Raw genomic sequence first — 25,789 nt, forward strand, 5'->3', positions numbered from 1 at the left:
AGCCATCAGAGGCATCGCGATCCCGTCACCGGACATCCGGCGCACTCTTCGCCCGCGCTGAGCCGGTCCCGAACGAAGGCCGCGGTCCCGGGATGGTCGGGATTGAGCCAACGGCCGACCGTCACCACGCTGACCGCCCTCGCGCCCGCCCGGCGCAACGCCAGGGCCGCGGACTGCGCATTCGATCCGGTCGTCCACACGTCGTCGATGACCAGCACGTGAGAGCCGTCCACCCTGTCCGGGCAGTACACCCGAAACTTCTCCGCTCGTATCACGCGGTCACAGCGTGCGTCGAGCGTCGGCACCAGCCAATCCTGTTGCACTGCAATACCAGCGGCGTTCGCTGCGAGCGCCACTGGATGCACGCCGGGCCGACTGGTCAAGGACGGCACGACCACGCGGGCATCGACGGTGACGCCAACGGCGGCGGCGAGGCAGCGTTCATGCGCCGCGAGCGCCTCGGCCAGCAGCGCGCCTACCACCGCGCTGTGCGTCGCGCGCACCGACCGCACCGGATGGTTCTTGTACTTGGACAAAAGCTCCGCTGACGGCGTCCCGGCAATGGCATAGATCAGCGGAACCACAATGCCGGCGAGGCCGGCGAAGCGGCGATCGGTTCGGCAGCGCCAACACCAGCGGTGGCCGTCGACGGGCGCCGTGCAGATCTGACACGTCACGCCGCGTCGGCGCACCACCCGGTGGAGCGGTGCGCCGACGGCATCGAGGTTCGGCGCTGTCTGTGGGATGCCCATGCCGAGGCACGGTAGGAAGACCTCCCGACGTCCCCCGTCGGTTCAGCGCGGCTTATCCACAGCCGGGCGGCGATGCACACCGACGGCGCCGACTCAGCCCGGCGCCTGCGTGCAGTAAGTTCCGCGCGCGGCACTGACCACCATGGACGCCTGCGCCGGGGTCGCCGCATACTGCGCCGCGAGCGAGTCGACGACCGCGTTGGTCGGCTGGCCGGTATAGAGCAGGCGGCACGCCTGCCGCCCAGCCGTGAGGAGCTGGTCGTCGTTACCGGGGAAGGCGCCGCGGGTCGCACTTAGGTATGCGGTGTCCTCGACCGTCAGCGGGATGGGCCACGCACCGGCGGGAACGATCGCGGTCCCCAGGAGCGCACCAGCGGCGAGGGTTGCCGCGACCACACGAATAGGTCTGCAACCTTTGAGCTTTGGCATCGGTCAGTCCTTCTGTGACGCCTCCGAAGAGGCTTGTCGTTCGAGCCTAACGCCGGGTGACGGGGGTTCTTTGCACAAGATTTCCGCATGACTTTTGCTGTTCCCTCGCGGATAAACGGTGGGATGTGGGCGAGAAACGACGGCGATGCTGTCGGATGCGCGGTGCAGCAATGCACGCTTAGGGTGCTATTCGATCGAAGCAGTTCGAGCGACTCGTCGTCCTTGACCATTAATCAGGTGCACGACGCGGGGCCATGCATTGAGCGAGGCGTGGGCGCAACGAACATGGGTGGCAGCTGCGGCGGTGGACGAGCACCTACCGTCAAAGGTGCGCCTCCAAACATTGCCACCGCCGCGCCGCCGCCATACCCTAATCCCCGTGCTGGCATTAAATCGTTCGCGAAGCAACGGTCTGGAGTAGTGCCTGTCGAGGGATGGAGCGGGGAGGCCGCCGCCGAGGGAAATGACGCTGACGATAGGCATGAAGCACCGTCAGCTGAAACCGCCATTTCACCCGATCTAACTGAATCGCGGCTCGCGACACTGGAAGCTCGGATCCAGAGACTGGAGAAGCGCTCTGCAAAGCTGGTGGCGATCGTCATCTCCGTCATTGCACTTGTGGCGCCCGCCGCATCTGCAGTCGCAGCGTGGATGTCCTGGCGGACTGCTCATAGTTCGTTGGAAGTGGCAGAAGACTCTGCCGACGTAGCGCGCCGGATGGCGTCAACGTCCGGCGTTATGTTCGACCTCTCTACGAAGGTTCATATTGCTGGCCGATGCGACCGGCCGGAGAATCCGCTCGTCATCGTGTGGCCCATACAGAATTCCGGCCGATTGCCGGGTCGTATTACGGGTGCAAGATTCGCATTGGTGCACGATCTATCGAAGTTAGGGATTCGTCCCGACCCTAATGACATATACAACCCAGGCATCGACATACTCCGGCGGCATGCCGACAGAACACTTTTCGTCATCGCGTCTACTGATATGGAAACTCGCGTAGAGGGAAATAACTCGGCCGACCTAAACATGCCGGCTGATTGCGCGAAGATTAACAAGGTAGGGCTCGGAGGAGCGGATGCCGGCAAGAAGATCGTGGACTCGATCTACCGACGTGAGTTTTGGTGGATAGCCGTCCCGATATACGCCTATACCCCAGACCCCGAGAAAAACTTCGCGTTGGTCGAGAGTGCGGACTACCAGGTCAGACGTCCGTGACATGCGTGCACATGCATGCATTCTTCGCGGAGAATCCCAGCGTCGCGTGCGCCACCTCTCCAACCATGAGGGAGTTCCCGGCCCTTCTATCCCGCCTCGGACGAGGCTTGTCGTTCGAGCCTAAGGCCAAAGAACAGAGGGCAATTGCACTAATCTTCCGGTGCCGGTCGCCGTCTCGGTTGAGCCCCGGCGCTACTGTGCCCAATCGAATCGCGGGACCACATCGGCGAAATGCTGAAGTTCGGCCTGCAGCCGTCCGGCGAGGCGATGGCCCCATTGGTGCCACGACGCGCGGTGCGCCGGGTCCCGCCAGCCGCGCGCCGCATGGAAGTGCTCCTCCCAGTGCGCTGTCCACCGGCGCAACTCCTCCGCCAACGCCGCCGAGATGCCGAGCGCGTCCGGGGTCAGCGGTCCGTGCTCCCACAGCGGCCATTCGCAGCCGTAGTCCGGGCACAGCCGGATGGTCCGTCGTAGCCCGGGGTCGGCCTCCGGCGGTTCGGTAGCAGCGATGTGCCGCCGTACCGCGTCGGGATCGACACCGATGGCGGTGAGTAACGCTGCGGCGCCGGAGGATCGATACTCGAGGACCGTGACGAGCAGATGCTCCGGGCTCACCAGAAGCCCGTGGCTGGTGGCCGCCAGATAGGCGCGCTCGAGCGCGCGCCGGGCGCGAGCGCTGTAGGACACCCTGCCGTGCACTCCGTCAACGCGTGCCGGCATGGCGGGCGCCGCCGACTGGATCGCGGCGTGGCTGACGCCGAGCTGCCTCCACACCGACCGTGTCGTGGCGGGGACGTCCTCGCTCAGCAGCGCCATCAGCAGGTGCTCGGTGTGGACAGTCCCGCCGGTTCGGACCGCCGCTTCCGCGATCGCGTGCAGCACGACCCGTCGGGCTGCATCGGTATAGCGGTCGAACACGGCGTCCTCTCCACGTGAGTGAGATTTGCTCAGAGTAAGCGATGCAGATGTGCGGAACGCGCGCCGGTTCACGCATTCCGGAGCGAAAATAATTGTCGTAAGCAGAGATATGGAGCTATCCCGTCGGCTAACCGGCATTTGACAACGTGATCCGCAATGGTGGAATGGGTAGCTAGACGGCGCCGCCACAGGTCCTGCCGAGGAAAGAAGTGCACAAGGTCCCGCTGGGCGCCCAATACAGTGAGGCCATGCCCCGGTTCTTGATGGCAGTGACTGCGGTGGTGGCGGCCGTAGCAGCGATCGGCACCGCGCGGCTCGTCCTCGCGAACACGGTGTGGGGCGACCGGACCGTCCAGCGGTCGTGCGCACCGGAAGCCAGTCCGGTGTCCGGTTTCTGCGCCGAGCGCCACGTCTATCCGGGGATCCCGCTGCTCCGCGACGAGCGGCGCACGGTGGAGATCCGACCCGATAAGTCACCCCGGATCTACTCGGTCGCCGATCCGTTCTGGGATGTCCCCACGATCACGTGGCGCGAGGACGGCGTTTCGCTGGTGTCGGCCAGTGGCTACGCGCTCACCTTTGACGCCCGGCTGCTGCACTCGATCGGCGCGTGAGCGAGGGACACTGGTGACCGCTGCACACACGCTTCCCCAGTCGCCACGAATACGGTTGCCTCCGAACGCCATCGGGACGTCTCGGCGCGACGGCTCCGATACCGGGCCCGCGACGGCTCGGGAGCCGCGTGACGGATGTGAAAGTTGTTGCGGCGTGTCGCCCCGTGAGCACGTCCGCGCTAGGGCATATTCGGTCGTGCGCGGATATCCGCGCACACACCCCGCGCGGATATCCGCGCGTCCGCGGGGTGATTCGACGATGACCGCGGACACCAGTACCCGCGCGGATATCCGCGCAGTCTAGGGCGCCGACCCAGAGAGGAGTTCCCGCAGCGGCGGTCACCAACCGATCGCCTCCCACTTTCTCCATAACTGAATCTTCGCGAAAGCCCCATACGACGAAACCCCCGGTCCGACAGGACCGAGGGTCGTCCAGTCCGAGCTGCAACTCGGGCCGGGTTGCTTTCGCGCGCCCCACAGGAAGGGATCGTCTTGAAAGACGCATTCCACGGTAGCGCACGCCCAAATGCGGGTCTAGTAAGCGTTCTCCGTGAATCACCCACACTCCTCGTGCGTCCCTACCGCGGGTCCACCCGCAATGCGCCGCGACGAGGGACTGCCCACACCACACCCGTCTGGATTCGCCGCGCCGGCGGGCACTGCTTTGACCGGCTGCCCCGCATCGTGCTGGACACCGAGGTCGCCTGGGCGGCGGTGCCTTGCTGGAGCGGACGCGCTCGGCGCTGGGCCCATGAAACGGTGCCGGCTGCGTACCGGCAGCGCTACGACACCCACGTCCGGCCCGCGATGCCGGGCAATCCGGTGAGTCTGAAATCTGTTGTCGCCGTTGCCGAAGCACGCGCCTCGTTCGCCGACCACCGCACCGGCCGCGACTGCCGACCGACCAATGAGCGCCTGGCCGCGATCACGGGCCTGTCGGTGCGCACCGTGCAGCGCGCCTCGACGGCGCTGCGCCTGCTCGGCGTGGCCACCGAAGTGCTGCGCGGCAGACAGCGCACCCGGGCAGAGCGGTTCGCGAGCTGGCGCGTGGGCGACAAAGGCCGCGGTTGGGCCTCGGTATGGGCCCTGCACGACGACCGCACACAACGGCTGTCACCCCATCCCGGAGGGTCTCTTTTCTCTCAAAAACACTCCCGTAAATCTCTTCTCACCACACGAGCCCAGCGGAAAACCGCTGGTCGCAGCGTCGCTGCGCGCCGCATAAGCCCAGATGAACAAGGGCTTGTGCTGGCAAACAGTTGGGTGCGCGACGAGCAAAGCCCGCCGTGGGCGCGTCGGTATCGAACGGGTGCCCCGTGGTCGCATGTGCTGGCAGGTCCGGCGCGGCACGGGTGGACCGCACGGGACGTGAACCAGCTGCTCACCGATTGGGTCGGGACCGGGCACTGGCTGCCGGAGGCGCCGCACAAGCCGATCGGACTGCTTGGCGCCATCCTCGCCGCGCACGGCAATCTCGAGGAGCGACCCGCGGCGTTGGAGGAAGCTCGCGAGCGTGAGGAGCGGGACGAACGGCGCCGGCGTATCGCCGCTCAACTCGCCGAGCGTGAGGCCAACCAGGCTGCGCGGGAACGGGGCCGAGCCGCGCTCAACGGGCCGGGTCGCGATGCCGCTCGGCGTGCGCTGGCCGAGATCGTCGAGCGGGCCCGGCGCAGGCCGACCGGCGGGCCTGGGGATAAGCCGTGACGACCGGTCCTTCCGGGGCCGTGGCCTGTCGACGGGACCCGGAGCGATGGTTCGATCGCGACAACCGCACCTACGCACTCGAACGGTGCCTCGCCTGTCCGGTCCGCACCGAGTGCGCCCAGCTCGCCCTACAGCGCCAGGCGACGTTCGGCATGTGGGCGGGCGTCTGGATCGACGGTCGGCTCGACGACGTCGCCCACTACCTCCGGGCGATCGCCGAGCCGACACCGTCCGCGGTGGCCGAGGTCGAGGAACCCGCGCCCGCCGCAGACCCCACCCCCCCACCGCGTAACCGTTGCCCCTCCCCCGCCGACGGCGGATCGCCACGCCCGAAACCCGCTCGGCGCAAACGGCTGTCGTACCGAGCGCTGGTGCTGGCCCGCGCGGACGGGCATTGCGAGATCACGGCCCCGGGCTGTCGGCTGACCGCGGACGGCTACGGGTACCGAACACCCGAGGTGCCCGATTCACGAATGATCGACCCCGCATGTGTGTACCTGCGCTGCACCGAATGCGCGCACGCGATCGCGGCCATCGACTCCGCGATCGCCCAACGGCTCGGATACCTGGTGCCGTTCTCACCGTGGGTCTCGCAGGCGCCGTTCTTCTGGCGGCAGTCCCGCTGGGTGCAGTTCGCCTCGGACGGCCGACTGCACGACGTCGCCGAAGCGGTGGCCTGACGGTCCCGCTTTACCGCGGTAAAGCGGCAACGCCATCCCCAGAGTTATCCCCAGGCGCAGGTGTCCTGCCCGGCCTACTTGCTCGCGGTGGTCCGCCGCCGGCGATGTCGCGACAAGGCGTCTTCGAGCAGGTCGGAGGCGAAGTCCTGAACGGTGAGCAATACGTCGTCGCGCTTGGCCTCCATCCACGCCTCGCGCAGTTCGACGGCGGTGCTGGCGCGTAGCCGAATGGTCCGCTTGGTCTCCTCGGCGCGGGGCGTCGGCGTGGTGCGCGGCGACAGTTGCCGAACGGATGCTTCGGGTGCCGGTTCGGGTGCCGCGACCTCGGGCGCCGGCTCGGGGGTGATTGCCGCCGGTTCGGGGGCGGGTGTGCGTTCGACCGGGCGGCGCGTCTGCGCGCCGGCGGTCGAGAGCATGCCCAACACGGCGGCTTGGGTGTCTTTCTTAGGCATGGTGTTTCCCCTTGTTCTGTCGGCCTTCGGTCACGAGTGCCATGACTTCCGTGGTGAATTGGGCGTACGCAATGGCCAGGTCGGGGTCGGCCCCCGGGTCTCCCAGCACGACGAGGTCGCTGACCATCCGCTCGGCGGCGGTGCGCTTGGGGATGTGCGTCGAGAACAGGGGCAGGCCGTCGGCCTGAAGTCCGGCCAGCGTCTCGCGGCTGATTCGCGTCTGGGTCTCGTACTTGGTGAGCAGGACGCCGAGGAGGTCGGCGTGCAGAACCTTGTGCTGCCGTAGGGCATCGGACCATTCGAGGAACATGTTGACGCCGCGCCGACCCCACTTGCTCGCGTCGGTGGGCACGATCAACCATTCGGCGGCGTTCAGCGCGGTGATGACCAGCTGGCCCAGGTTGGGCGAGAGGTCCAGGATGATCGCGTCATAGTCCCGGTAGGCCGGTTCCAGGGCGATCGCCAACTGGTCTTCGCGGCGGTGCATCGACACGAGCTCCTGGTCGAGCTTGGCGACCGCCAGCGTCGACGGGACCAGGTCGAGGTTGTCGAGACGGGTGCGGCGGATGACCTTGACCAGCGGCACGCCTTCGCGGATGAGGTCGTAGATGTCGTACTCGACATCGTCATCCGGGTCGAACATCGACGTCGAGTTGCCCTGCGGATCACAGTCGACGAGGAGGGTTCTCCACCCCGCTTGGGCAAGGCCGGCGGCCAGGTTGACGGCGGTGAAGGACTTCCCTACCCCACCCTTGTGGTTGGCGATCGCGATGACCTCTGCTTTCACAGCAGTCACTCCTTTCACTCGCGTCCTGCGATTACACCAGCAATCGCGGTGATGGAGTGAACGTGTGAGGGTGTGTCGTCGTGACTCGATCACTTTGTGACCTCGCAACTCGATTACCGGGTGATCCCGTCACGCGGACACCGTGTCACCGGGTGATGCCGTCACGCCGTGATCAGGTTCCGCTGTGATCGCGTGTCGTAGTGACGGTGTGATGCAGTGATCGTGTTCGGTCGCGATTCCGTCACGGAATCATCGCGTGACGCCGTGATCAAGTCACGGGAACACCGGGTCACCAAGTGACGAAGTGATCGTGTGACGTCATGATCGAGTTATCCGGTTGCACCGTCATTCGGTCATTCGGTCACACCGTGATCAGATCACGGGAAGACCACGTGACCGAGTGATGCTGTGACGACGTGATCGAGTGAGCTTGTGACGCTGTGAGGCGATGATGCCGTGATCCGGTTGCACCGTGATTCAGTCACGGGATCACCTGGTGATGCCGTAACCAAGTGTCCGGGTGACGCGATCACGGTGTGACGGAGCGATTTCCTCACCGCGTGATCGTGTGCCTGCATCACACGGTGACCGAGTGATCGCAGAACCGGGTCACGCCGTCATCGGATCGCTGGGCGATCCGGTGATCGAGTCACGCGGTCATCCGGTGTCAATGTGATCGCGTGATTTGAGTGCTGTCGCTGCGTGTTCCTGTGACCGTCCTGCACCGCGCACTGAGCCGCGAAGGCCTGACAGCGGAATCGTGGGGGAGACCCGGCGCCAGAGGGCTACGACGGTGGGTCCGATCAGTCCGGGGTCGAACCAACACGTGACGAATCGGTGGTCGATGGGCCAGGCGCAGATCTCACGTCCGGCCGCAGTCCTGAGAATCACTCCACAGGGCGGAGGCCCCGCGTGCGGCCTCCGTACAGTGGTGAGCGCACCATGAACCCGCACGACTTGCGCCCGATGCTGGCGACCGCCGGCAAGCCGCCCGCCCGGTACGCCGACTTCGCCATTGAAGCCAAGTACGACGGCCAGCGCGGGCTTGCGATCTACCGCGACGGCACCGTCACACTGTTGAGCCGCAACGGCGCCGACATCACCCACACGTTCCCCGAGATCGCTGCGGCACTTCCGGCGACGGCGCTCGGCCGGCCGGTCGTGCTGGACGGGGAGATCGTCGCGCTGGACGCGACGGGTGTTCCGTCCTTCGGACGGCTACAGCGCCGGTGGCCCCAGAATCGGCGCCCCAGCGCCGCCCTACTCAAGGACTGCCCCGTCCAGTTCTTCGCCTTCGATGTACTCAGCCGCGACGGCAGGGCCACCACGGGGCAGCCCTACGTCGAGCGGCGCGCCCTGCTCGAAGCCCTCGCCGCTGAGGGGTCAAGCCGTGTATTCAGATTTCCGGCCAACTGGATGGACTGCGACCCCGAGGTGGTGCTGGCCGCCGCGGCGGAGTTGGGGCTGGAGGGCATCGTGTCCAAGCGGTTGGACTCGGTATATCTACCGGGCCGCCGTTCGAGCTGTTGGATCAAGACGCCGCTTCGCCGACGCAGCGAGTTCGTGGTCGGCGGCTGGCTGCCGGGGGAGGGGATCAACCGACATACCGTCGGCGCGCTGCTTGTGGGTGCGTACGACGACGGGGCGCAACTGCAGTTCTGCGGCGTCGTCAGCAGCGGTTTGTCTGCCCACCATCGTCGGGTTCTCGCTCGGCAACTAGCGGTGTTGCATTGCGAGCGGGCTCCATTCACAGACGCTGATCTCGGCGCACTGGCATCCCACGTGCGGTGGGTGGCACCGGCGCTCATCGGGGACGTCGAGTACCGCGAATTCAACGGCTCGCTCCGGCATGCCTCCTGGAAAGGGCTGCGGCAGGACCTGAGCGACGTCGGTGCGGTGCTAGTGCCCGCTTCGTGAACGTGACCGGCTTCCGGGCCTGCTCATCGACACGAAGGCGCGGTCCCTGCTGGGGGCGCCAGATCGAAGAGGTGGCCGCCGCTGAACCGGCCCGAACAGCCTCAAGCGCTGTTAGCCACTTTACCGCGGTAAAGTGATCCCGCGAAGTCGACCAGCGGTTTCATGCGAAACGGAGCCGAAAAGCCGGAACGGTGGGATTTGCTACTTTACCGCGGTAAAGCAGCCCGGCGCCACCACGCACTTTGGAGCGCGGTCGCGAGTGTTGCCACATCCCACTTGCAGGCTTCCGCGCACGGGCGCCACTTCCTGCGCGGCGTCTCACCGGCCGACCCTGCCAACGGCGAGCTCGTCGGCGGCAACCACCGCTCGTCGATGTGGAGTCGCGATGAAGCGACGACGACGCGCTCGTCGCCGGCACGCACGACAAAACGCAACGTCACCTGACATCGGACGACTGCTCCGGCAAACCGACCCGAACTTCGTCGCCGACCGCCTCCCGAGCCCTGGCGCGCAGTGGTTCTGGTCCACACCCTCACCATGAGCTGACCACCTGTAATCGACACCGCCCGAGAGTGCGACGTACCAGACATGAAGAAGCAGCACCCCGACTCACCGGCGGGGAAGTCTCCGTTCCGTCGGCGCCTTACCGGTGCCGATGGCTCAGGACGTTGACCACCTGCCCGTCAGCCGTTCTGAAGAAGAAGCGTCGGACTCCCCAATCCTCGTCCTGCAGAGGGTGGACAATCTCAACCCCACCCTCACGGGCCCGTGCGAACGCCACGTCCACATCGGAGACTTCGACCGACATGTCGGGGTTGCACGGAGCTGTCCGATCGCGGGACATGACGCTGAATTGAGCACCGCCGGGCGAGCCGAGGGTGGCGATCCAGCCGTGGTTCATGGGCACGTCGAGGCCCAGCAGTGCGCTGTACTCCTGCACTGCTGCCTCGACGTCCGCGACGCTCAGGATCGGAACGGCCCGCTGCAACTCCACGCCAGCATTATGGATCTCGGGCTGGATCACCGACGACGCGACTTCGTGCAGAGCCATGATGGCACCGGTGAGGTTCCTCCGACCGCAGCCTACGGCGGGGGAGTCGGGTGCGAGATCGCCCGTGCCCTGAACGCAAAGCATCACACGCAGCACCGAGAAGGCAGTGGGCGCCGAAGGGCAGCGCACAGCCACGGTTGGTTCGGGAACGGCGACGAATCCGCCACTCTCGCACGTCCGCCGATCGCGTTTTTCCCGGCGCTTCAAAGCCGCCTACTCCGCAAGGCCCCGATGGCGCGAAGCCGGAAATCGGAGTCGCTCAGCGTGTCGAAGCCGCTCCGCTGATCTTGACCCTTACGATGACCGCGTCTCACCGAAGTACTCCGCCGTGCGGGGGAAGCATACGGAAGGCCTTCTATGGCTGTGCATGTCGTTTTGAATCAGAAGGGCGGCGTCGGCAAGTCCACGATCGCGGTCAATCTCGCCGCCGTCACCGCCGACGTTCTCAACCACAGCGATGACCCCGACGCGAGCTCACCGGTCCTGGCGCTGTCTGTCGACCCGCAGGGTTCTGCGGTCTGGTGGGCCTCGCGGATGGATGATCTTCCGTTCCACATCGCCCAGGCTCACGACGACCTCGAGGGGTTGACCAAACTCAAGGACTTGCCTGGCATCCAACACGTTTACGTCGACACCCCCGGGTGGATCGACCTAGACGGTGGGGGTAACAGCTCCGACCCGCTGGGCCGTGGTCCCGCCGCCGACGTGCTGCGCGCGGTGCTCGACATGGCCGATCAGGTGATCGTGCCGATCGAGACCGAACCGCTCAGCTTCGATCCGACCGCGCGCACCATCAGCAAGGTGCTCGAACCACGCGGACTGCGCTACCTGGTGGTGATCAACAACTGGGACCCCCGCGACGGCGTCGGCGACCTCAACCAGACGCGCGAGTTCGTCAAAGCCAACGGATGGCCGTTGGCCAACACTGTCATTCGGCACTACAAGCTGCACGCCCGCGCCAGCGCCGACGGTCAGGTCGTCACGGAGTATCCGCTCAACCGCGTCGCCCTGCAGGCCCGGGAGGACTTCTACAAGTTCGCGCTCGAGCTCAACGTCGGGGGAGGACGCTGATGGCCCGCGGACAACGCACCGATCTGGCGTCCCTCGTGGCATCGGTCGGCACCAAGTCGCCCGTCGATCGCGCCGCACCCGCACCCGCCCCGGCGTCCAGCGCGACCGCCCCGTTGAGCGACCTGGTCGCCAACCCCCGCAACCCGCGCGACCATGTCGGCAATCTGGATGATCTCGCGTCGATCGTCGACATGCAGTTGCAGCCCGCGCTGGTCGTCACCACGAAGGCCTACCAGCGCCTGTATCCGCAAGACAGCATCAGCGCCCGCTACGTGGTCATCAACGGCTGCCGGCGCCTGGCCGCCGCCCACAAGTTCGGCCGCACCGATCTGGCTATCGTCGTTAACGACGAGGTCGCCCGCGACCACGTCACCTTGATCTCGGCGTCGATCGCCGAGAACGTCGACCGGCAGGACTTCGACGTCATCGAGGAAGCCAGAGCCGTCGAAGCTCTGGTGGAAGCGTGCGGCCGCGCCGACGAGGCCGCCGCCCGGCTCCACAAAACGCAGGGCTGGGTGTCGCAGCGCCGGGCCCTGCTGAAGCTCGACCCGCAGCTCCAAACAGCGCTGCGCCGAGGCGAGTTGGCGTTGCGCGAGGCACGCCAGCTTGCACGTGTCCCCATGGAGCAGCAGGTCGCCCGATGGCGGTCGGCGCTCGACAAGAAGGACGACGAGCAGCCCAAGCCCTCCGGCGGCAAGCCGGCGCCCAGCCCCGCCCGGGTGATCATCGACGCCATCAAACAGTTCGACTCCCGCCCCGAGGCGCTCGCCGAAGCGCTGCACAGCTTTCTCGGCGACGACGGCGTCATTAAGCTGCTCGACATGCTGAGCAACCGCACCGGCTGACCGTCCCGCAGCGTACCCCGCTACAGGTTGGCGAGATCGCCCAGGTGGCCGGGCGTCATGAACTGCGTGAGCGCGTCGAGGTACTTCTGCGACGCCGCGCGGTACTTGTCGGCGGCCTCCCGGTAACTGCGGTCGGCGTCCATGACGTCCTGCTGGGCCGCGATGAGCAGCCGGTTGGTCTCGGTCAACGAAACAACCTGGGCGCGAAGGTCTTCGACCTCCGCGCGCAGGGTCTCCACCTCTGACGTGGGTGGGGGAGTGGGCTCCGCCTCGGGCTGACCGGACTCGAGCTCGGAGGCGTAGACGTACCACCGAAGCCGCTCCGGGCGGGGGCTCGCACCGCCGCGAATCTCGCCGGCGGTGATCGCGCGCTTAAGCGTTCGCGGATCCTTGCCGAGCACCGCCGCCGCCTCCCGCAACGACACCACCGGACCCTCCGGCGTCGTCTCGACGCCTGGTGGGGGTTGCTTTGGTGCGGTCATCGGCATCGGCCAGCGCGGCGGACTGGCCCAACTCCTTCCGTATGGCATTATGCCCTTAACTAGGGACAGAATGTCGCTACTCGAAGAACATGCCGAGCGCCGATGTCGCTAATTAGGGCATCGATGCCCTAAGCTTAGGGCATCGACCCGAGGTGGGCCGAGCGGCAGACGAGAACTCGCAGTAGAGGAGCGGATCGTGGCCAGACGTGGGACTGAGACGCGTCGGCTCACCGAACAGGTGGGTCTCCGGTTCACCCCTGACGACCTGGATGTGCTGCGCGCCGAGGCGGACCGCCGCGGCATGACCGTGCAGCAGATGCTGCGTGAACTCAGCCTGCAGATGGTGCGCGAACTCGGCGGGGTACAGGCCGCCTCCTGACATACCCGCGCTGCCACACGAATCGGCCCGCCACCGCGATGCGGTAGCGGGCCAAAATCGTTCCCCCGAGTGTCAGGGGTACCGCTCGTAGCAGGCCTCGTCGTCGTTGATCACCCCGGTGCGGAACGCGTCGATGCGTGCGAAGCCGGCGGGCACCGTTTCCCCGTTGACATCGCTCGCGGCGATGCCGTTGACCAATAGACCTGCCACCGCCTCGTCCAAATCCCCGGCGGTCAGTAGGACACCCGCAGCGGAGTCGGATTGCAGGGAGTCGGCCGGGGTGGCGAGGCGGCGATGCGCCGCCCCCGTCACGCACGCCGTGCGCAGGGCAGCGGCGGCCGAATCCAGCGTCAACCCCTTCTCCTTCTGCAGTGCCAGCGCATATCGCGACATGACCAGCGAGTACGCGGTGTTGTCACCCTGGATCAGGGCGTTGTCCTTGCGGTCGGCCGGAACGCCCATCTTGGCCAGCTCGGGAAGCTCGATCCCGATGGTGTTGTCGTCGGGGCAGTACGACACCGGACCGGCGATGTCCTTCTCGCTGCAGCCAGCCGCCTCGAAGGACACCGTCGGTTCCTGCTCCGGCTTGAACGCCGCGTTGAGCGAGTTCAAGAGATCGCTGACGGACTGTTCGGTGATCTCGAGTTCACCGGTCTGCACGTCACCGGAATTCTCGTCGTAGTCCAGCGCCTTCGGTAGATCGCCCCGTCGCTCCTCGATCTCGTCCATGTTGATGCCGGCACACGCCAGGGTCCCGGAGACGAAGCCCATCTGGAAGGCGCTGACCCGCTCGAACGCCGTTCCGTGCCCCCCTTCGATGTACTCAGTGTCGTCCGGCCCCAGCGTGGGATCGCGCAACGAGATCGCCGCCGCCAGAACGAGATTGAGCCCTTCGGCGGTGTTTAGGTCGAACCGTGGCGAATCGCCCTGGGCCACCCAGCGCATGTAGGCGCCGGCGAAGCAGTCCGCCTGCTGTTCGCTGACGAGTGTCGGGGTGCTGCGGTCGACGAGGCCGCCTTCACGTTGGACCGCGTGGCCGTACTCGTGGGCGAGCACCCCGGGGATCGACATGTCGCCGAAGAACTTCTGCCCGGTCGGCAGCAGTACCCCCCGGTCCCACGCAATGATCTTGTCACTGAAGCAGTAGAAGGCGTTGACGAAGTCGTAGGTGGGGGTGCCGCACAGGCGAGGGGAGGACGGGTCCTCGGAGTCATAGGAGTGCACCGGCTCGACGGGTTCGAACTCACCCTCCAGCGGCGGGCCGTAGTACTGCTGCCAGAACTCGACGATGTCGTTGATGGACAGCAGCGCGATGCGGTCGATCTCGCCACCGTCGGAGTTCTCCACCTCGCCGGTAGGTTCGGGCGCGTCGTCCCGAACCCCGGACGGCCCGTCCTCGACCGGGAGGCCGCCGACCCGGAACGCGTCGGTCAGCGGGGAGGTGGCTTGACCCTTGATGGTGTCGCCGCCACAGGCGCTCGCCAGCAGTGATACCACCGCACCCAGCGCCGCTACCGTGCGCAATCTCGACCAGCCCGGTCGATGATTGCGGAGGGGGCTTTCAGAGCGTCGCCTGCGTTCGAGTTTCACCGGTGGTACCCCCGAGTTCTGTTGCTGTGATCGTCTGTAGTGGCAGAGCTTCGGACGGCGTGCGCCGCACCGAGTGTACTGAAGCGTTTGCTGTTCTGTTCGCGTAGCAAAGAAGCCACCGACTCGGCAGAGCGCCCTGGTCGGGCCCCGGCGGTTAACGCACCCGGCCTGTCCCGACGGCGCGCGGCTTTCGTCACGGTGACGAAGTCGCCGACCACCGTCGGACGCTCGCTCACCCTCATAACTGCGGCATCCCGTCGGCGATCGCCCCGGTGATGGCGGCGGCCTGGTCGTCGAGGTCCGATCCGCACACCATGGCGTCGATGACGACGTTGCTGTGCGCCCGCAACGCGCGCAGGCAGCCGGCTCCCGGCTCGCCCAGGGGGGAGGTCGTGAGCGTCAGGGTGTCCCCGTCGCGCCGGAAGTCGGCGAGACGCCATCCGGTGGGCTGATCGGTCGAGTTCCGTGTGATGACCGTTTCCCCGCCGCAGTCCTCCCAGTCGGTGGCCGCGGACTCCGCATACCGTTGAGCCGCGTCGGATTTGGCGAAACGCACCACGCCCTGAATGACGGAGTGTTCGTGGGGCGCGCCGGGGGATTGCGCATCGTTGGCCATCGCGCCCCGCACGACATTCCAGTCGCTGTCGTCGTACGGGCGGATCTGCAGCGGGAACAGCGCACCGATGCACTGCGCGTTCACCGCGCCGGGACTGTCGTCCCACATCTTCGTGACCTCTTTGCGGGTGGAACGCAGCGAGGTGAGCCCGGTGGCTGCCTCGAGCTCGTCGATGTCGAGCAGGAGCCCGCCGAGTTCGAAGATGCTGATCTCCGCGGGTGGGAGCGGACCCGGCTCCGCAGCGAGGGCAGAACCCTCCGTGGTGCGGGTGCAGCCGGTGAGCGCGACGGCCACTGCGACGGACGCGGTCGCGATCCGAGCCGCTGGGTGACGGTGGAGTGCGGGTGCTGCCACGGGTCGTTCCTTCCCCGAGAGGCGCGATCGGCGTCGCGCACTGATTCGAGGCTAGCCGCAGAAACCGTAGCGTGCAACAGTTATGTTGGGCAAACTGAAGCGCAGGCGACCGAGAGTCTCAAGGCGGGGCTCCTCCGGCGGGTGAACGCAACAGTTCGGTAGCGAAGGGACCGTATCGTGAGGCCGATAGAGTACGCTAAACCGTAGCGAAGTAATGGAAAGGAACGGTATGCCGAGCGGCGCACCTGGTGCAGACTCCGCGTCGCCGAAGCGGGCGGTCCCGCCGCTGACGATCGTGGCAGCGGGGCGGACCTACACCGTCCAGCCGGGGGACGGCCCGATCATCGTCGGCCGTGAGTTCCCGGCGCAGGTACTCATCGACGATCCGCGGATCTCGCGCACCCATCTGCGTATTGAATTGCGCGACGACCGCTGGACCGCACGCGACAGCAGCAGCAACGGCTCCTACGTCGACGGCGAGCAACAGCAGTCCGTCGTGATCCGGGACGGCATGACGATTCGCCTCGGCCATCCGCAGGGGATTCCCGTGTTGTTCAATCTCGCTGCGCGGCAAGATGTTCTGCACACACCTGTCCCCGCGGACGACGCCGACTCGGATTCCGACAGAACACCGGACGGGCAGGCCACCGACCCGGGTATCGCCCGGGCGGGTGCGGCGGTGGCCGCGCGCCGTAGAGAGCTCGACATCGCCCAACGCACCCTGGCTCGGGACAAAGTCATCAACGCCGGGGCGCTGATCGCCTTCGAGAAGGGGCGAAGCTGGCCGCACCGGTCGACGCAGGACAAACTCGAGCGGGTGTTGGGCTGGCCGCCCGGCACGATCAGCCGCATCCGCGACGGGGCGGACGCTCCGACGGAACCGCCGACGGCGAGCCCCGCGGCGGAGTCGCCCGCACCGACATCACCGCCATCGATACCCACCCCGGTCGCGTCCGAGGACACCGGTGAGACCACCAACGTCGTGATCACCACGGTCGAAGCGCCGCTCATGGCCGAGACGGTGGGGTTGGCGCTGGGGAACATTCAGAACACCATCGCCGCGTTACCCGCCCCCGACGACCCCAGCTACGGCGAGCGTGTCAGCGGGTCGCTGCGGGATCTGCGGCGGGTGGAAACGTTGGCGGCCAACACCGCTCGTGCGGCCCGCGGCGCCACGGAGGTCGCGTTGGTGCTCAGCAGGGTCCGCAAGACCTACCGCGACCTGATGCTGGCGGCCGCGCGTTCACCACAGGCGACGCTGGGTCAGCGCCTGTACGCCGCGCGCCACCACGCCGAGCTCACCGCTGAGGAGGCTGCTAGCGCCGCGGGAGTGTCCGTCGCCGACATCACCACCGTCGAGGCCGATGGTCTCGTCGAAGCCCGCACCGCCCAGGCTGTCGAGGCGCTGCTAGCGATGTTGTCTGCGTCCTGAGACCCCAAAGCGGCGAGGAGGGGTTTCCTCGCCGCTTGGCGTTGTGTTCAGCGTTCCCGACGTCAACCGGTGGGCATGTCGTCCTTGGCGGCCATGCACACCGTCCACGCGCCGTTCTCCTTGCTGAAGTAGAGGGTCTCCGCGCCGCCCGATCCGCCGTCGCCCCGGCTGATCACCGCCGACGCGACGTCGCCGTGCACCGCGATGTCGTCCGCGGTGGCGGTCACCGCGGCGGCGGAACCCGAAGCTGGCGGGGCCGGACTCGTGGACTCCTCGCCACCCACCGCCCTGGTCAGCGCGGCCGCCTCCTCGGCGCACAGGTGCTGCGCGACAGTGGTGGGGTCGCCGGAGTCGACCGCGGCGGCGAAGTCGCTGAACAGCGAGCGGATTTCGGTCTTCTCGTTGTTTGACTTCATCCAGGTAAGGCCGCCGAACGACGCGCCGCCAGCGGCGAGCAGCGCCCCGGCAACACCGATGACGACGACCACCCGCTTGCGGCGGTTCCGCGGCGGTTGACCTGGCCCCTCGCTGTAGGGCGCCGGACTCGGTGCCTGACCGCCGTGCGGGACCGGCGGAGGTGGGGCCGCGTCCGGGTAGGTGGTCATCGGGGTGCGAAATCGAAACGGCACCGTCGGCATAGACTCGACCGGCATGCGGTCGCCCTGTGGCATCTGAGGAAAGTGACCGTGGGGCAGCGGAATCGGCGTGTGGTTCATGAGTCGGCTTTCTGTGTGAGGGGCTCGGGCAGCGGGCGGGCGGTCATTGCTGCTGGTCTTGATCGCTCTCGGCGAGGATGTCGATGGCGTCCTGCAACTGCTGACGCACCGCATCGGCCAACTTCGCCTGCGCTTGCAGCCAGTCGTCGTCGACACCGGTGAACGCCGCCACGCTGGGCGAGTTCTTGGCGAGGACAGCCTGGTCTGAGATCCACTGGCGGTTGATCGGCGACATCGTCACCATCCACATCGACTCCGGGCTGAGCTGCAGGAACTTCGGCATTTCCAGCACATCGGACAGCGGGATGACGTAGTCGGGTGTCACCTGCGGTTCCCCGGAGTCGTCGGCGCCGATCTCCCGGTCCTCAAACGCCGGGTCGGAGTCGCCCACCTCGGGCTGCTCCTTGTTCTGCAGCACCTGGTCGGTCCACGCATCGTCGTATTCCTGTGCGGCGTCGTCGAAGACCGAGATCAGTTCCTCGATCTCCTCCTGACGGCTGGGCGCCCCGGTGTGGGCCCTTTTGACTAGCGACGGCAGCGTGGCCGGCATGGCTGCCGGAATGCCCGGTCCCGTCGACGGGCCGGACAGCTTGTAGGCGGCGGTCAGGCACGAGGTGAGCCGGGCGTCGATTGCCGCCGCCCGGGCGTCCAGCGCGTCGGCCTCGGCGTTGTAGGCATCGAAACCGGCCTGCTCCCTTGGCAACTCGAACACGTGCGGTTTGGCGTTGTGGGCCGCGATCTCCTGCTGCAGGGCGGCCGCATCTGCCCGTGGACCCGTGCACACTGTGTCGCCGAGCGGCGGTCGCGCGTGGGCGGACGGCACGGGGGCGAGCGCCAGTAGAGCTGCCGCCGTGACACCGGCGGCTACGAGTCTCGCGAAGCGCGCGGATCGGACAGAAGATGTCGTGGTCATCGGTGCTCCTTGGGAGTGAGCGGCTGTGCATCGCTCGTCAAACCGTAGCAGTACAACCGTAGCACTGCAACGGTTGAAAAACGCCCCGGCGAGCCCCTCTGTTCGACCAACCACCACCTCGCAGGTCAATGACGTGGCCGTGCGGGTGGGGAATGATATGCATCCAAATGCCCTGCAACGGTTTCTTCGGTGCTTCAGTTTCGGCGGGATACGCTGTACGAGACCCGGAAGGCAGGTGGAACCGATGAGCGAACCGCACGACACTGCGGCCGCACACCCCCCGACGCTCGTAGTGGCGTGCGACGGGACCTCGCACACGGTGCAGCCCGGCGACAGTCCCGTGACGATCGGTAGGGAACTGCCCGCCGACATCCGGATCGCCGACCCCCGGCTGTCGCGGATGCATGCCCGCCTCGAGGTACAGGCCGGCCAGTGGGTGCTGTCCGACGCGGGCAGCACCAACGGTGTCTTCGTCGGCGCCCGCAGGGTCCAGTCCGCTCCGATCACCAGTGGGATGATCGTGCACCTCGGTCACGCCGAGGGCATCCCGGTGACCTTCACCTACATCCCCAGCGGCGCAACCACATCCGAGAAATTCAGTGGCATCGCCGCCGAGCCGGATCCTGGCGTTGCGCGCGCCGGCGCCGCGGTCGTCGAACGCCGGCTTGAACTCGGCTACTCCCAGCGCCACCTCGTCGAGGCCGATGTCGTCGGTCGCGGGGAACTCGCGGCGTTCGAAGGCGGTCGACGCTGGCCCGAGGAGGCCATACGGACTCGAATCGAGGACTATCTGCGATGGCCGCCCGGGACGATTGCCCGAATCCGTGACGGGGCGCCGCCCCCGGATGACGACGAGGAGGAACATACCACCGAGTTTCTGTCGGACAGGGTGCGCATCTCGGTCTTGCTCGATGCGGTCGAGATTGCTCTGGAAGGCATTCACACCCGCATCGACGCCCTCCCTCCGTACACGGATTCGGAATTCGCCGCTCCGGCAACGAGTCTGCTGATCGAGTTGCGGCGGCTGATGGCGATGCTGTCCATCAGCGCCGGCAGCACGAAGAGTTCACCGCAACTCGCGCTGGCCGTCGGCACGGTCCGCCGGGCATATCACGCGGTGATGGAGGAGAGCGCGCGCCGCTCGGACGCCACCGTGGGACAACGTTTGTACATGGCGCGCTACCGCCACCATCTCTCTGCCGCTGAGGTCGCGCACGCTGCGGGCGTGGCAGCCGCGGACGTCGAGGACTGCGAAGCGGGCCGCTTGGTGTCCCCGGAGAAGACCGACGCGTTGACGGCGATGCTCTCCGTGCTCACCGCGGCCTGAGGCGCCAGCCCGACCCGCTCAGCGTTCGACGACGAGATCAGGCGCGCCAACCTCGTAGGTGCCCTTGTCGTCGGTGAAGGTGGCCGTCACCTGCCGCGTCGCGCCGAAAATGGTCACGTCGCAATTGAACGTCGCACCCTGCTTGACTTCCGGGTCCTGCCCGTCGTTGCAGGTGACGTCCCCGACGTCGGTGAACCCGTAGCCGTTGACCTTGTCGGTGAGGATCTGGGTCACGCCGTCCTGGGCCGCTGTGACGTTGAGCTTGTCGCTGCCCGACATCCCCGCGACGAGCACGCCGACCACGGCGATGAGGACGGCGGCCGCGACGCCACCCCCGATCAGGAGGTTGCGCCGTTTCGACGTCTTCGCCGGGGTGAATCCGCCGTGCTGCGGTGCCGATGGGTACGCAGGCGGTTGATTCCACTGCGGCGGGGGAGCCGTCGCCTGCTGGGGGCTGCTATTCGGCCAGTGCGACGCCTGCTGGGGGCTGCTATTCGGCCAGTGCGACGCCTGCTGGGCGGGAGGAGGTCCCGGATGGGGCGCCGGGGCCGGCTGATACCCGGTTGGCGGCGCCGATGGAGGAGGCGTCGGCTGCTGAGGTGGGCCGAAGTGGCCGGGGCTCGGCGGTCTCGGATCCTGTTGCGGCGCCGGTGCCGGGGGCGTAGGGCGCGCCGAGCGGCCAGCGGTGCTCGGCTCGTTCGCGGACGCGCCGGGACGCTCAAAGCGCGGGGCGACCGCGGTCGGGTCCTCGGGGTCGGTTCCGGGTCGTCGCGCCTGGTCGACGACCGCCGTCGGATCCTCCGGCCCCTCGCCGGGGCGATGCTGCGGGGTCACGGTCGTCGCGTCCTCGGACCCGTCGGTCTCGCTGGAGGGGACCGGCGCCGGCGACGGCTGGCCCTCACCGGTTCCGGGACTGCCCGTGGTCCATGGCTGCGTGGGGTCGGAACCGCCCGAGCTGCTCACCGTCTCTCCCTTCGCCACGTGGCTTCGACAACCCTAACGTGCGACCGCCGAGTCCGACGCACGAGTTTGCTCGGCGCTCGCGACCGCCCGGTGAACGAATACGGAAATGCAGCCTCCCTGCGATCCACGCGCCACCACAACAGGCCGACGGATACGGCACAGCCCGATCCGCGCCATCAATCAATGCCTCCATCGAAGGCAATCAGCGCCTCGTGAAACGACTTAAGTCCGCTATCTTTCTGGGGCGGCACACCCGCCGCAAGGGGCTCAATCAGTTTCGCCGCGGGAGACACTGATCGTCGGTAACTCTCCATAACTATCGAGGCGCCAACAGGTTTCGCGCACCAGTGGTCAGCCGAGCAGTCGATGAAAAAGCACTCGTGCGGCACGGTCTTCAATCGTGCTAAATAAACCGTCACGGTTCCGCAATCGCCGGTGTGGTCATCAGCGCTGAAACGTTTCGGTAGAGTTGCCGCGCAGGGGACGGGTACGCAAGGAGAGGAACGATCATGGCCGAGCGCGTCATCCGCCAACTCATCGATGACATCGACGGATCCGAGATTTCCGACGGTAAAGGCGAAAGCATCGAGTTTTCGATTCGCGGTGAGCGTTACCGCATCGACCTGTCGGCGCAGAACGTGACGAAGTTCGACAAGGCAATCTCGCTGTATCTGAAAGCGGCGACCAAGGTTTCGGCGTCGGACGCGTCGGCACGCAAACCCGCGTCCAAGCGGTCCGGCCGCTCCCGCACTCCGAAGGTGCAGTTGTCGCAGGTTCGTGAATGGGCGAGCGAGAACGGCTACGAGGTGAGCTCGCGGGGGCGTATCGCCGGCGAAATCGTTGAAGCCTATGAGGCCGCCCACGCCGGCTGACCCATGGTGGGACGTGGTCGTCGCTGATCACGCGCAGACGCCGATCGGCGACCTCATCGACGGTTGGGATGCGATCGTCGACCAACCGATCCCGTACAGCGAGCTGCCCCGGCGGGCCAGCACCAACTTCGCCGCCGACTTCACCCGCTGGTCCGACCTGGCCGCCGAGACGCCGCACACCCTGCTGCGCCGACCGAAAACCGGTGCCGGTACGGTTCGGGCGCTGCTGGCCGCCGCCCGCGACGCCGTCGACCGCCACCGGGCCGCGGAGACCGCGGAACCGGTTGGGCCCGCCGAAGCGGCCGACGCGCTCCTCAACCGGTTCGACGACCGCGACCGCGCGGTGCTCGCGGCGCGAATCTGGGCGTCCCGGAAGCCGTCTCGACCGAAGCTCGCGAGACAACTCGGCGTGCACCTGTCCTGGGTCGAACGCAACGAACCGAAGATCCAGGCGCGCTTCGACCACCTCGTCGGCGACCCGTCACACCGTGTCGTCGCCGATCACGCGGCCGAACTCCGTCAACGACTCGGCGTCTATCTCCCCGACACCGCCCTCGAGGCCGAACTCCGTGCCCTCGGGCTCGAGCCCGGCGGCGATGCGGCGGCAATGCTCCTACACCTCGCGGGACCCTACGACCCCGACGGCGACTGGTGGGAGAACACAGCATCCGGCGGCCGCCCACGGATCGACGCGGCAGTCCGCAACGCCCTCGAAGCCAGCGCGACGCCCACCCACAAAGCGCTCACCCGGGCGCTGACCGCGGCAGGCATGACGCCCGCCCACGTCGACCCCTTCCTCACCGGGCAGTCCACGCTGCGTCGCTTCCGTGACGTGTGGGTGCGGTGGGGCGGAACGGCCGCCGACAAGGCCGAAGCCGTCCTGACCGCGCGCGGGACACCCCTGCCCGTCGAGGTGATCCACGAATCGGTCGGAGACGACCTGGCCCTGCGCACCGTCCGGGAGGCGCTGTCGCTGGATGACCAGTTCATGCGCACCGGCCGGCGAACCTGGGCGCTGCGCCGGTGGGGCCTCGACGAGTACGGCGGGCTCGTCGACGAGATGACCGCCCGGATCCGTGCCGCCGGCGGCGCTATCCACGTCGACGCACTCGTCGACGATGTGCGCTCGGCCTTCCCCGACGTGGCGGAAGGCTCCATCCGCACGTTCTTCACCACGTTGGCGTTCGTCGTCGAGGACGGACGGGTCCGGCTCCGCACCGCCACCGACGCCTGGCGCCCGGCCGGACCGCTCCGTTCCGCACGGGGCGCGTTCCGCAACGGAGACAACGGAATTCGGTTGACCATCCCGGTGACCTCCGAGCTGCTGCGCGGCTCGGCTCGCCCCGTACCTGCGGCCGCTACCGCAGCGCTGGGCGTCGAGCCCGCCGCCAGCCGCCGGTTCGCGAACCCTCACGGCGACGTCACCCTCACCTGGCGGTTGTCCTCGACCAGCGGTCCCAACGCCAGCTCGCTGCGCGCCCACGCGCTCGCGGTCGAGGCCGTCCCGGGCGACACCCTGCTCCTGACGTTCGATACACGCGCCGCCACGGTGGCCGCCGCACGCCTCGCCGCCCACACGTCACCCCACGAGCACCTCGCGCAGATCATCGGCCACGACGTCACCGACCTCCGCGACGCCCTTGCCGCGGCCCTGGACTGCCCAACCGCCGACGTGCAGGCAGTGCTGGCGGCGCGCGGCGACCACCTCCTCGCCGACGCCCTCGAGTAAGGCCCGGCGGGGGAGCCGGTGACGGAACCTCGCCCGGTGGTCGATACTGGAGCACTGGCGGCCCAGCCGCCAGACACAAGGGCGAGGCAACGACGCACCGGAGGCCGCAACGACATGACGGACCGCGACGACCACACCCGTGAGCAGCCGCGCTGGCCCACCGGCGGCGAGCCGCCGCGGCGCAGCGACACCCCGACCGACCACACCGACCCCTCGATGCGGCAGCCGGGCAGCAGCACCGGGCAGTACCCGACCGGTGCACCGACTCCGCCCCCGTCGTACGTCGAAGGGGGTTTCGCCGGCCCGATCGAGCAGGACGCGCACCGCCAGAGCTTCCGCCGGCCCGCGGCACCACCGCCCTCGCAGCCCGGGGACAGCGGACCCCCGACGACGCAGTACCCCCCGTTCCGCGGCCAGCAGCAGGGATGGCCGCCGCCGAGCCCGCCGTCGGCTCCCGACGGGGGGTATCCGACCGGCCAGCTGCAACCCGGCCCGCCGCCGATGAACGGTCCCGGCCCGCAGTACGGCGCCCCGCAGACCGGCCCGTTCGGGCCGGGCGGCCAGCCGTACGCGCCACCGCAGCAGCCGGGGTCCTACCTCGACAACATCCGCCCCGAACAGTTGCTCAAGCCCCGCAAGACGCCGCCCGCCCGCGGCTGGCGCCGGCTGGTGTTCCGCGCGTCGTTCGGGTTGATCAATCCCGGCCCGGGCCCCGAGGAGGTCCGCGAGGCGCAGCTCGAAGCGAAGGTCCGTGCCACCCTGCGCGGGAACTACAAGGTCGGCGTCATGGGCAAGGGCGGCGTCGGCAAGACCACCGTATCCGCCTGCGTCGGTTCGGTTTTCGCAGAACTTCGTCAGGAGGACCGGGTCGTCGCGGTCGACGCGGACACCGCGTTCGGCAAGCTCGGCAGCCGTGTGGACCCCCGGGTGTCCGGGTCCTACTGGGAGTTGGCGCAGGACCCGAACCTCGATTCGTTCTCCGACGTCCGCAGCCGCGTGGGAAACAACGCCGCCGGCCTGTTCGTCGTCGCCGGTGAGCTCACCCCGGCCCGGCGCCGTGTGTTGGATCCCGCGATCTACCGGGAGGCCACCTCCCGCCTGGATCGTTACTTCCCCATCTCGATCATCGACTGCAGTTCCACCATGGATTCGCCGGTCACCGAGGAAGTGCTCAGCGACCTCGACGCGCTGATCGTGGTGTCCTCACCGTGGGTGGACGGCGCGGCGGCGGCTGGGCAGACATTGGACTGGCTGGCCAGCCGCGGCCTCAACGATCTGCTGCAGCGAACCGTGGTGGTGCTCAACGATTCTGACGGGCACGCCGATAAGCGCACCCGGTCGGTGCTGGCGCAGCAGTTCGCCGGCCACGGCCAGGTGGTCGTCGAGGTGCCGTTCGACCCGAGCCTGCGGCCCGGCGGCGTCATCGACGGCACGGCTGTCATGTCGCCGGCGACGCGGCGGCGATTCGTGGAGATCGCGGCCGCCCTCGCCGAGCATTTCCCGCAGCACCATGAGCGGCGCCGCGAACGCCGCGACGGATAAAACTTGGCCGCCTCCGGTCGCGCGGTGGCGCGTGCCGGATTAGCGTTCCAGAGTCTGACTCGAACGGATTTGGCTCTTAAGCTTGCTGCCGCGGCTGCGCTGGCTGACCTACTAGCTGCCGATCCGGGTTGAGGGAGACCGCGGGGGTGATCCTGCGCTGAGGTAGTTGAGGTTCCGCGTCACCTGGTGTCTGGCGATCATTACAAATGCCGCCCGACAAGGGTTGGCCTCGCACGAAAGTGCCGACACCAGCGACGCGGCACCCATCCGAACGCGAACCGCTAATCCACGACGCCAACTTCGGGCGCAAAGCCCGAATCGGCCGCCAGCGGTGGCGAAGAGGCATGAGTCGGGTTAGCGTTCGAGGGTCTCGCTCGAACGAATTTGGCTCTTACGATTGCTGCCGCGTTCTGCTGGCTGACCTACTAGCTGCCGA

Annotated in this window: 25 protein-coding genes; 13 read left to right on the plus strand and 12 right to left on the minus strand. The window is 67.6% G+C overall.

From position 1 onward, the window contains the following. Window positions 1-5: 5 nt before the first annotated feature. Together AU194_RS10800 and AU194_RS10805 are read right to left on the minus strand one after the other, a co-directional pair. Entirely contained in the window at window positions 6-752 is a 747-nt protein-coding gene (locus tag AU194_RS10800) for a hypothetical protein (protein ID WP_059089238.1), read from the minus strand. Window positions 753-845: 93 nt separating this feature from the next. Beyond that, entirely contained in the window at window positions 846-1,181 is a 336-nt protein-coding gene (locus AU194_RS10805) for a DUF732 domain-containing protein (RefSeq protein ID WP_059089239.1), read from the minus strand. A gap of 420 nt (window positions 1,182-1,601) precedes the next feature. On the opposite strand from AU194_RS10805, the gene AU194_RS31770 reads away from it, so the two are divergent. Continuing rightward, a complete protein-coding gene (locus AU194_RS31770; protein WP_157575999.1) occupies window positions 1,602-2,399 on the plus strand; it encodes a hypothetical protein in 798 nt (265 codons plus the stop codon). Between the two features lie 192 nt (window positions 2,400-2,591). Here the strand turns inward: AU194_RS31770 and AU194_RS10810 are convergent, their stop codons facing one another. Continuing rightward, window positions 2,592-3,317, minus strand: coding sequence for a Clp protease N-terminal domain-containing protein (locus tag AU194_RS10810; protein ID WP_197417591.1), 726 nt, complete (start codon window positions 3,315-3,317; stop codon window positions 2,592-2,594). Between the two features lie 248 nt (window positions 3,318-3,565). On the opposite strand from AU194_RS10810, the gene AU194_RS10815 reads away from it, so the two are divergent. From AU194_RS10815 to AU194_RS10825, 3 genes are all read left to right on the plus strand, one after another. Beyond that, entirely contained in the window at window positions 3,566-3,931 is a 366-nt protein-coding gene (locus tag AU194_RS10815; RefSeq protein WP_157576001.1) for a hypothetical protein, read from the plus strand. 684 nt (window positions 3,932-4,615) lie between these two features. Continuing rightward, a complete protein-coding gene (locus tag AU194_RS10820; protein WP_231743289.1) occupies window positions 4,616-5,635 on the plus strand; it encodes a helix-turn-helix domain-containing protein in 1,020 nt (339 codons plus the stop codon). Beyond that, window positions 5,632-6,315 carry a WhiB family transcriptional regulator gene (locus AU194_RS10825; RefSeq protein ID WP_059089242.1) on the plus strand — a complete coding sequence of 228 codons (684 nt, stop codon included), beginning with the start codon at window positions 5,632-5,634 and terminating at the stop codon, window positions 6,313-6,315. Before AU194_RS10820 ends, AU194_RS10825 begins: the two co-directional genes overlap by 4 nt. 74 nt (window positions 6,316-6,389) lie before the next feature. Here AU194_RS10825 and AU194_RS10830 read toward each other — a convergent pair whose 3' ends face one another. Further along, window positions 6,390-6,767 carry a hypothetical protein gene (locus AU194_RS10830; RefSeq protein ID WP_059089243.1) on the minus strand — a complete coding sequence of 126 codons (378 nt, stop codon included), beginning with the start codon at window positions 6,765-6,767 and terminating at the stop codon, window positions 6,390-6,392. Then, window positions 6,760-7,554: a ParA family protein gene (locus tag AU194_RS10835; RefSeq protein WP_059089244.1), complete on the minus strand. Its 795-nt coding sequence runs from the start codon at window positions 7,552-7,554 to the stop codon at window positions 6,760-6,762. The genes AU194_RS10830 and AU194_RS10835 overlap by 8 nt, the downstream gene beginning before the upstream one ends. Window positions 7,555-8,520: 966 nt before the next feature. Here AU194_RS10835 and ligD point away from each other — a divergent pair. After that, on the plus strand, window positions 8,521-9,471 hold the full coding sequence (ligD, locus tag AU194_RS10840) for a non-homologous end-joining DNA ligase (RefSeq protein WP_231743293.1): 951 nt from the start codon (window positions 8,521-8,523) through the stop codon (window positions 9,469-9,471). A gap of 643 nt (window positions 9,472-10,114) precedes the next feature. Here the strand turns inward: ligD and AU194_RS10845 are convergent. Beyond that, entirely contained in the window at window positions 10,115-10,522 is a 408-nt protein-coding gene (locus AU194_RS10845; RefSeq protein ID WP_369804078.1) for a VOC family protein, read from the minus strand. A gap of 357 nt (window positions 10,523-10,879) precedes the next feature. Between AU194_RS10845 and AU194_RS10850 the strand changes: the two genes are divergently transcribed. Both AU194_RS10850 and AU194_RS10855 read left to right on the plus strand, forming a co-directional pair. Beyond that, a complete protein-coding gene (locus AU194_RS10850) occupies window positions 10,880-11,593 on the plus strand; it encodes a ParA family protein (protein WP_059089246.1) in 714 nt (237 codons plus the stop codon). After that, window positions 11,593-12,438: a ParB/RepB/Spo0J family partition protein gene (locus AU194_RS10855; RefSeq protein ID WP_059089247.1), complete on the plus strand. Its 846-nt coding sequence runs from the start codon at window positions 11,593-11,595 to the stop codon at window positions 12,436-12,438. The genes AU194_RS10850 and AU194_RS10855 overlap by 1 nt, the downstream gene beginning before the upstream one ends. Before the next feature lie 20 nt (window positions 12,439-12,458). Here AU194_RS10855 and AU194_RS10860 read toward each other — a convergent pair whose 3' ends face one another. Beyond that, complete coding sequence (locus AU194_RS10860; RefSeq protein WP_059089248.1) at window positions 12,459-12,920, minus strand: hypothetical protein; 462 nt, start codon at window positions 12,918-12,920, stop codon at window positions 12,459-12,461. A gap of 196 nt (window positions 12,921-13,116) precedes the next feature. On the opposite strand from AU194_RS10860, the gene AU194_RS31775 reads away from it, so the two are divergent. After that, complete coding sequence (locus tag AU194_RS31775; RefSeq protein WP_157576002.1) at window positions 13,117-13,299, plus strand: hypothetical protein; 183 nt, start codon at window positions 13,117-13,119, stop codon at window positions 13,297-13,299. Between the two features lie 72 nt (window positions 13,300-13,371). On the opposite strand, the gene AU194_RS10865 is transcribed toward AU194_RS31775, so the two are convergent. Together AU194_RS10865 and AU194_RS10870 are read right to left on the minus strand one after the other, a co-directional pair. Further along, entirely contained in the window at window positions 13,372-14,823 is a 1,452-nt protein-coding gene (locus AU194_RS10865; RefSeq protein ID WP_059089249.1) for a neutral zinc metallopeptidase, read from the minus strand. A gap of 304 nt (window positions 14,824-15,127) precedes the next feature. Further along, a complete protein-coding gene (locus tag AU194_RS10870) occupies window positions 15,128-15,859 on the minus strand; it encodes a sensor domain-containing protein (RefSeq protein WP_197417592.1) in 732 nt (243 codons plus the stop codon). 229 nt (window positions 15,860-16,088) lie between these two features. Here AU194_RS10870 and AU194_RS10875 point away from each other — a divergent pair, with 229 nt between their 5' ends. Next, window positions 16,089-17,291, plus strand: coding sequence for an FHA domain-containing protein (locus AU194_RS10875; protein WP_059089251.1), 1,203 nt, complete (start codon window positions 16,089-16,091; stop codon window positions 17,289-17,291). Between the two features lie 62 nt (window positions 17,292-17,353). Here AU194_RS10875 and AU194_RS10880 read toward each other — a convergent pair whose 3' ends face one another. Both AU194_RS10880 and AU194_RS10885 read right to left on the minus strand, forming a co-directional pair. Beyond that, window positions 17,354-17,944: a hypothetical protein gene (locus AU194_RS10880; RefSeq protein ID WP_157576004.1), complete on the minus strand. Its 591-nt coding sequence runs from the start codon at window positions 17,942-17,944 to the stop codon at window positions 17,354-17,356. A gap of 106 nt (window positions 17,945-18,050) precedes the next feature. After that, on the minus strand, window positions 18,051-18,920 hold the full coding sequence (locus tag AU194_RS10885; protein ID WP_157576005.1) for a hypothetical protein: 870 nt from the start codon (window positions 18,918-18,920) through the stop codon (window positions 18,051-18,053). Window positions 18,921-19,164: 244 nt separating this feature from the next. Between AU194_RS10885 and AU194_RS10890 the strand changes: the two genes are divergently transcribed. Next, entirely contained in the window at window positions 19,165-20,247 is a 1,083-nt protein-coding gene (locus tag AU194_RS10890; RefSeq protein ID WP_197417593.1) for an FHA domain-containing protein, read from the plus strand. Window positions 20,248-20,265: 18 nt separating this feature from the next. Here the strand turns inward: AU194_RS10890 and AU194_RS32840 are convergent, their stop codons facing one another. After that, window positions 20,266-21,210, minus strand: coding sequence for a DUF4333 domain-containing protein (locus AU194_RS32840; protein WP_255374828.1), 945 nt, complete (start codon window positions 21,208-21,210; stop codon window positions 20,266-20,268). A gap of 509 nt (window positions 21,211-21,719) precedes the next feature. Between AU194_RS32840 and AU194_RS10900 the strand changes: the two genes are divergently transcribed. From AU194_RS10900 to AU194_RS10910, 3 genes are all read left to right on the plus strand, one after another. Further along, complete coding sequence (locus AU194_RS10900; protein ID WP_059089256.1) at window positions 21,720-22,082, plus strand: Lsr2 family protein; 363 nt, start codon at window positions 21,720-21,722, stop codon at window positions 22,080-22,082. Between the two features lie 13 nt (window positions 22,083-22,095). After that, the gene (locus AU194_RS10905; protein ID WP_059089257.1) at window positions 22,096-23,811 is read left to right on the plus strand and encodes a hypothetical protein; all 1,716 of its coding nucleotides are present in this window, start codon (window positions 22,096-22,098) and stop codon (window positions 23,809-23,811) included. A 114-nt stretch (window positions 23,812-23,925) separates the two neighbouring features. Then, window positions 23,926-25,353 (plus strand): MinD/ParA family protein, encoded by a 1,428-nt coding sequence (locus tag AU194_RS10910; protein WP_059089258.1) that lies wholly within the window; start codon window positions 23,926-23,928, stop codon window positions 25,351-25,353. Window positions 25,354-25,789: the final 436 nt, after the last annotated feature.

Origin of the sequence: Mycobacterium sp. GA-2829 (genome assembly GCF_001499965.1) — a bacterium.
In the GTDB taxonomy this organism is placed as follows: domain Bacteria; phylum Actinomycetota; class Actinomycetes; order Mycobacteriales; family Mycobacteriaceae; genus Mycobacterium.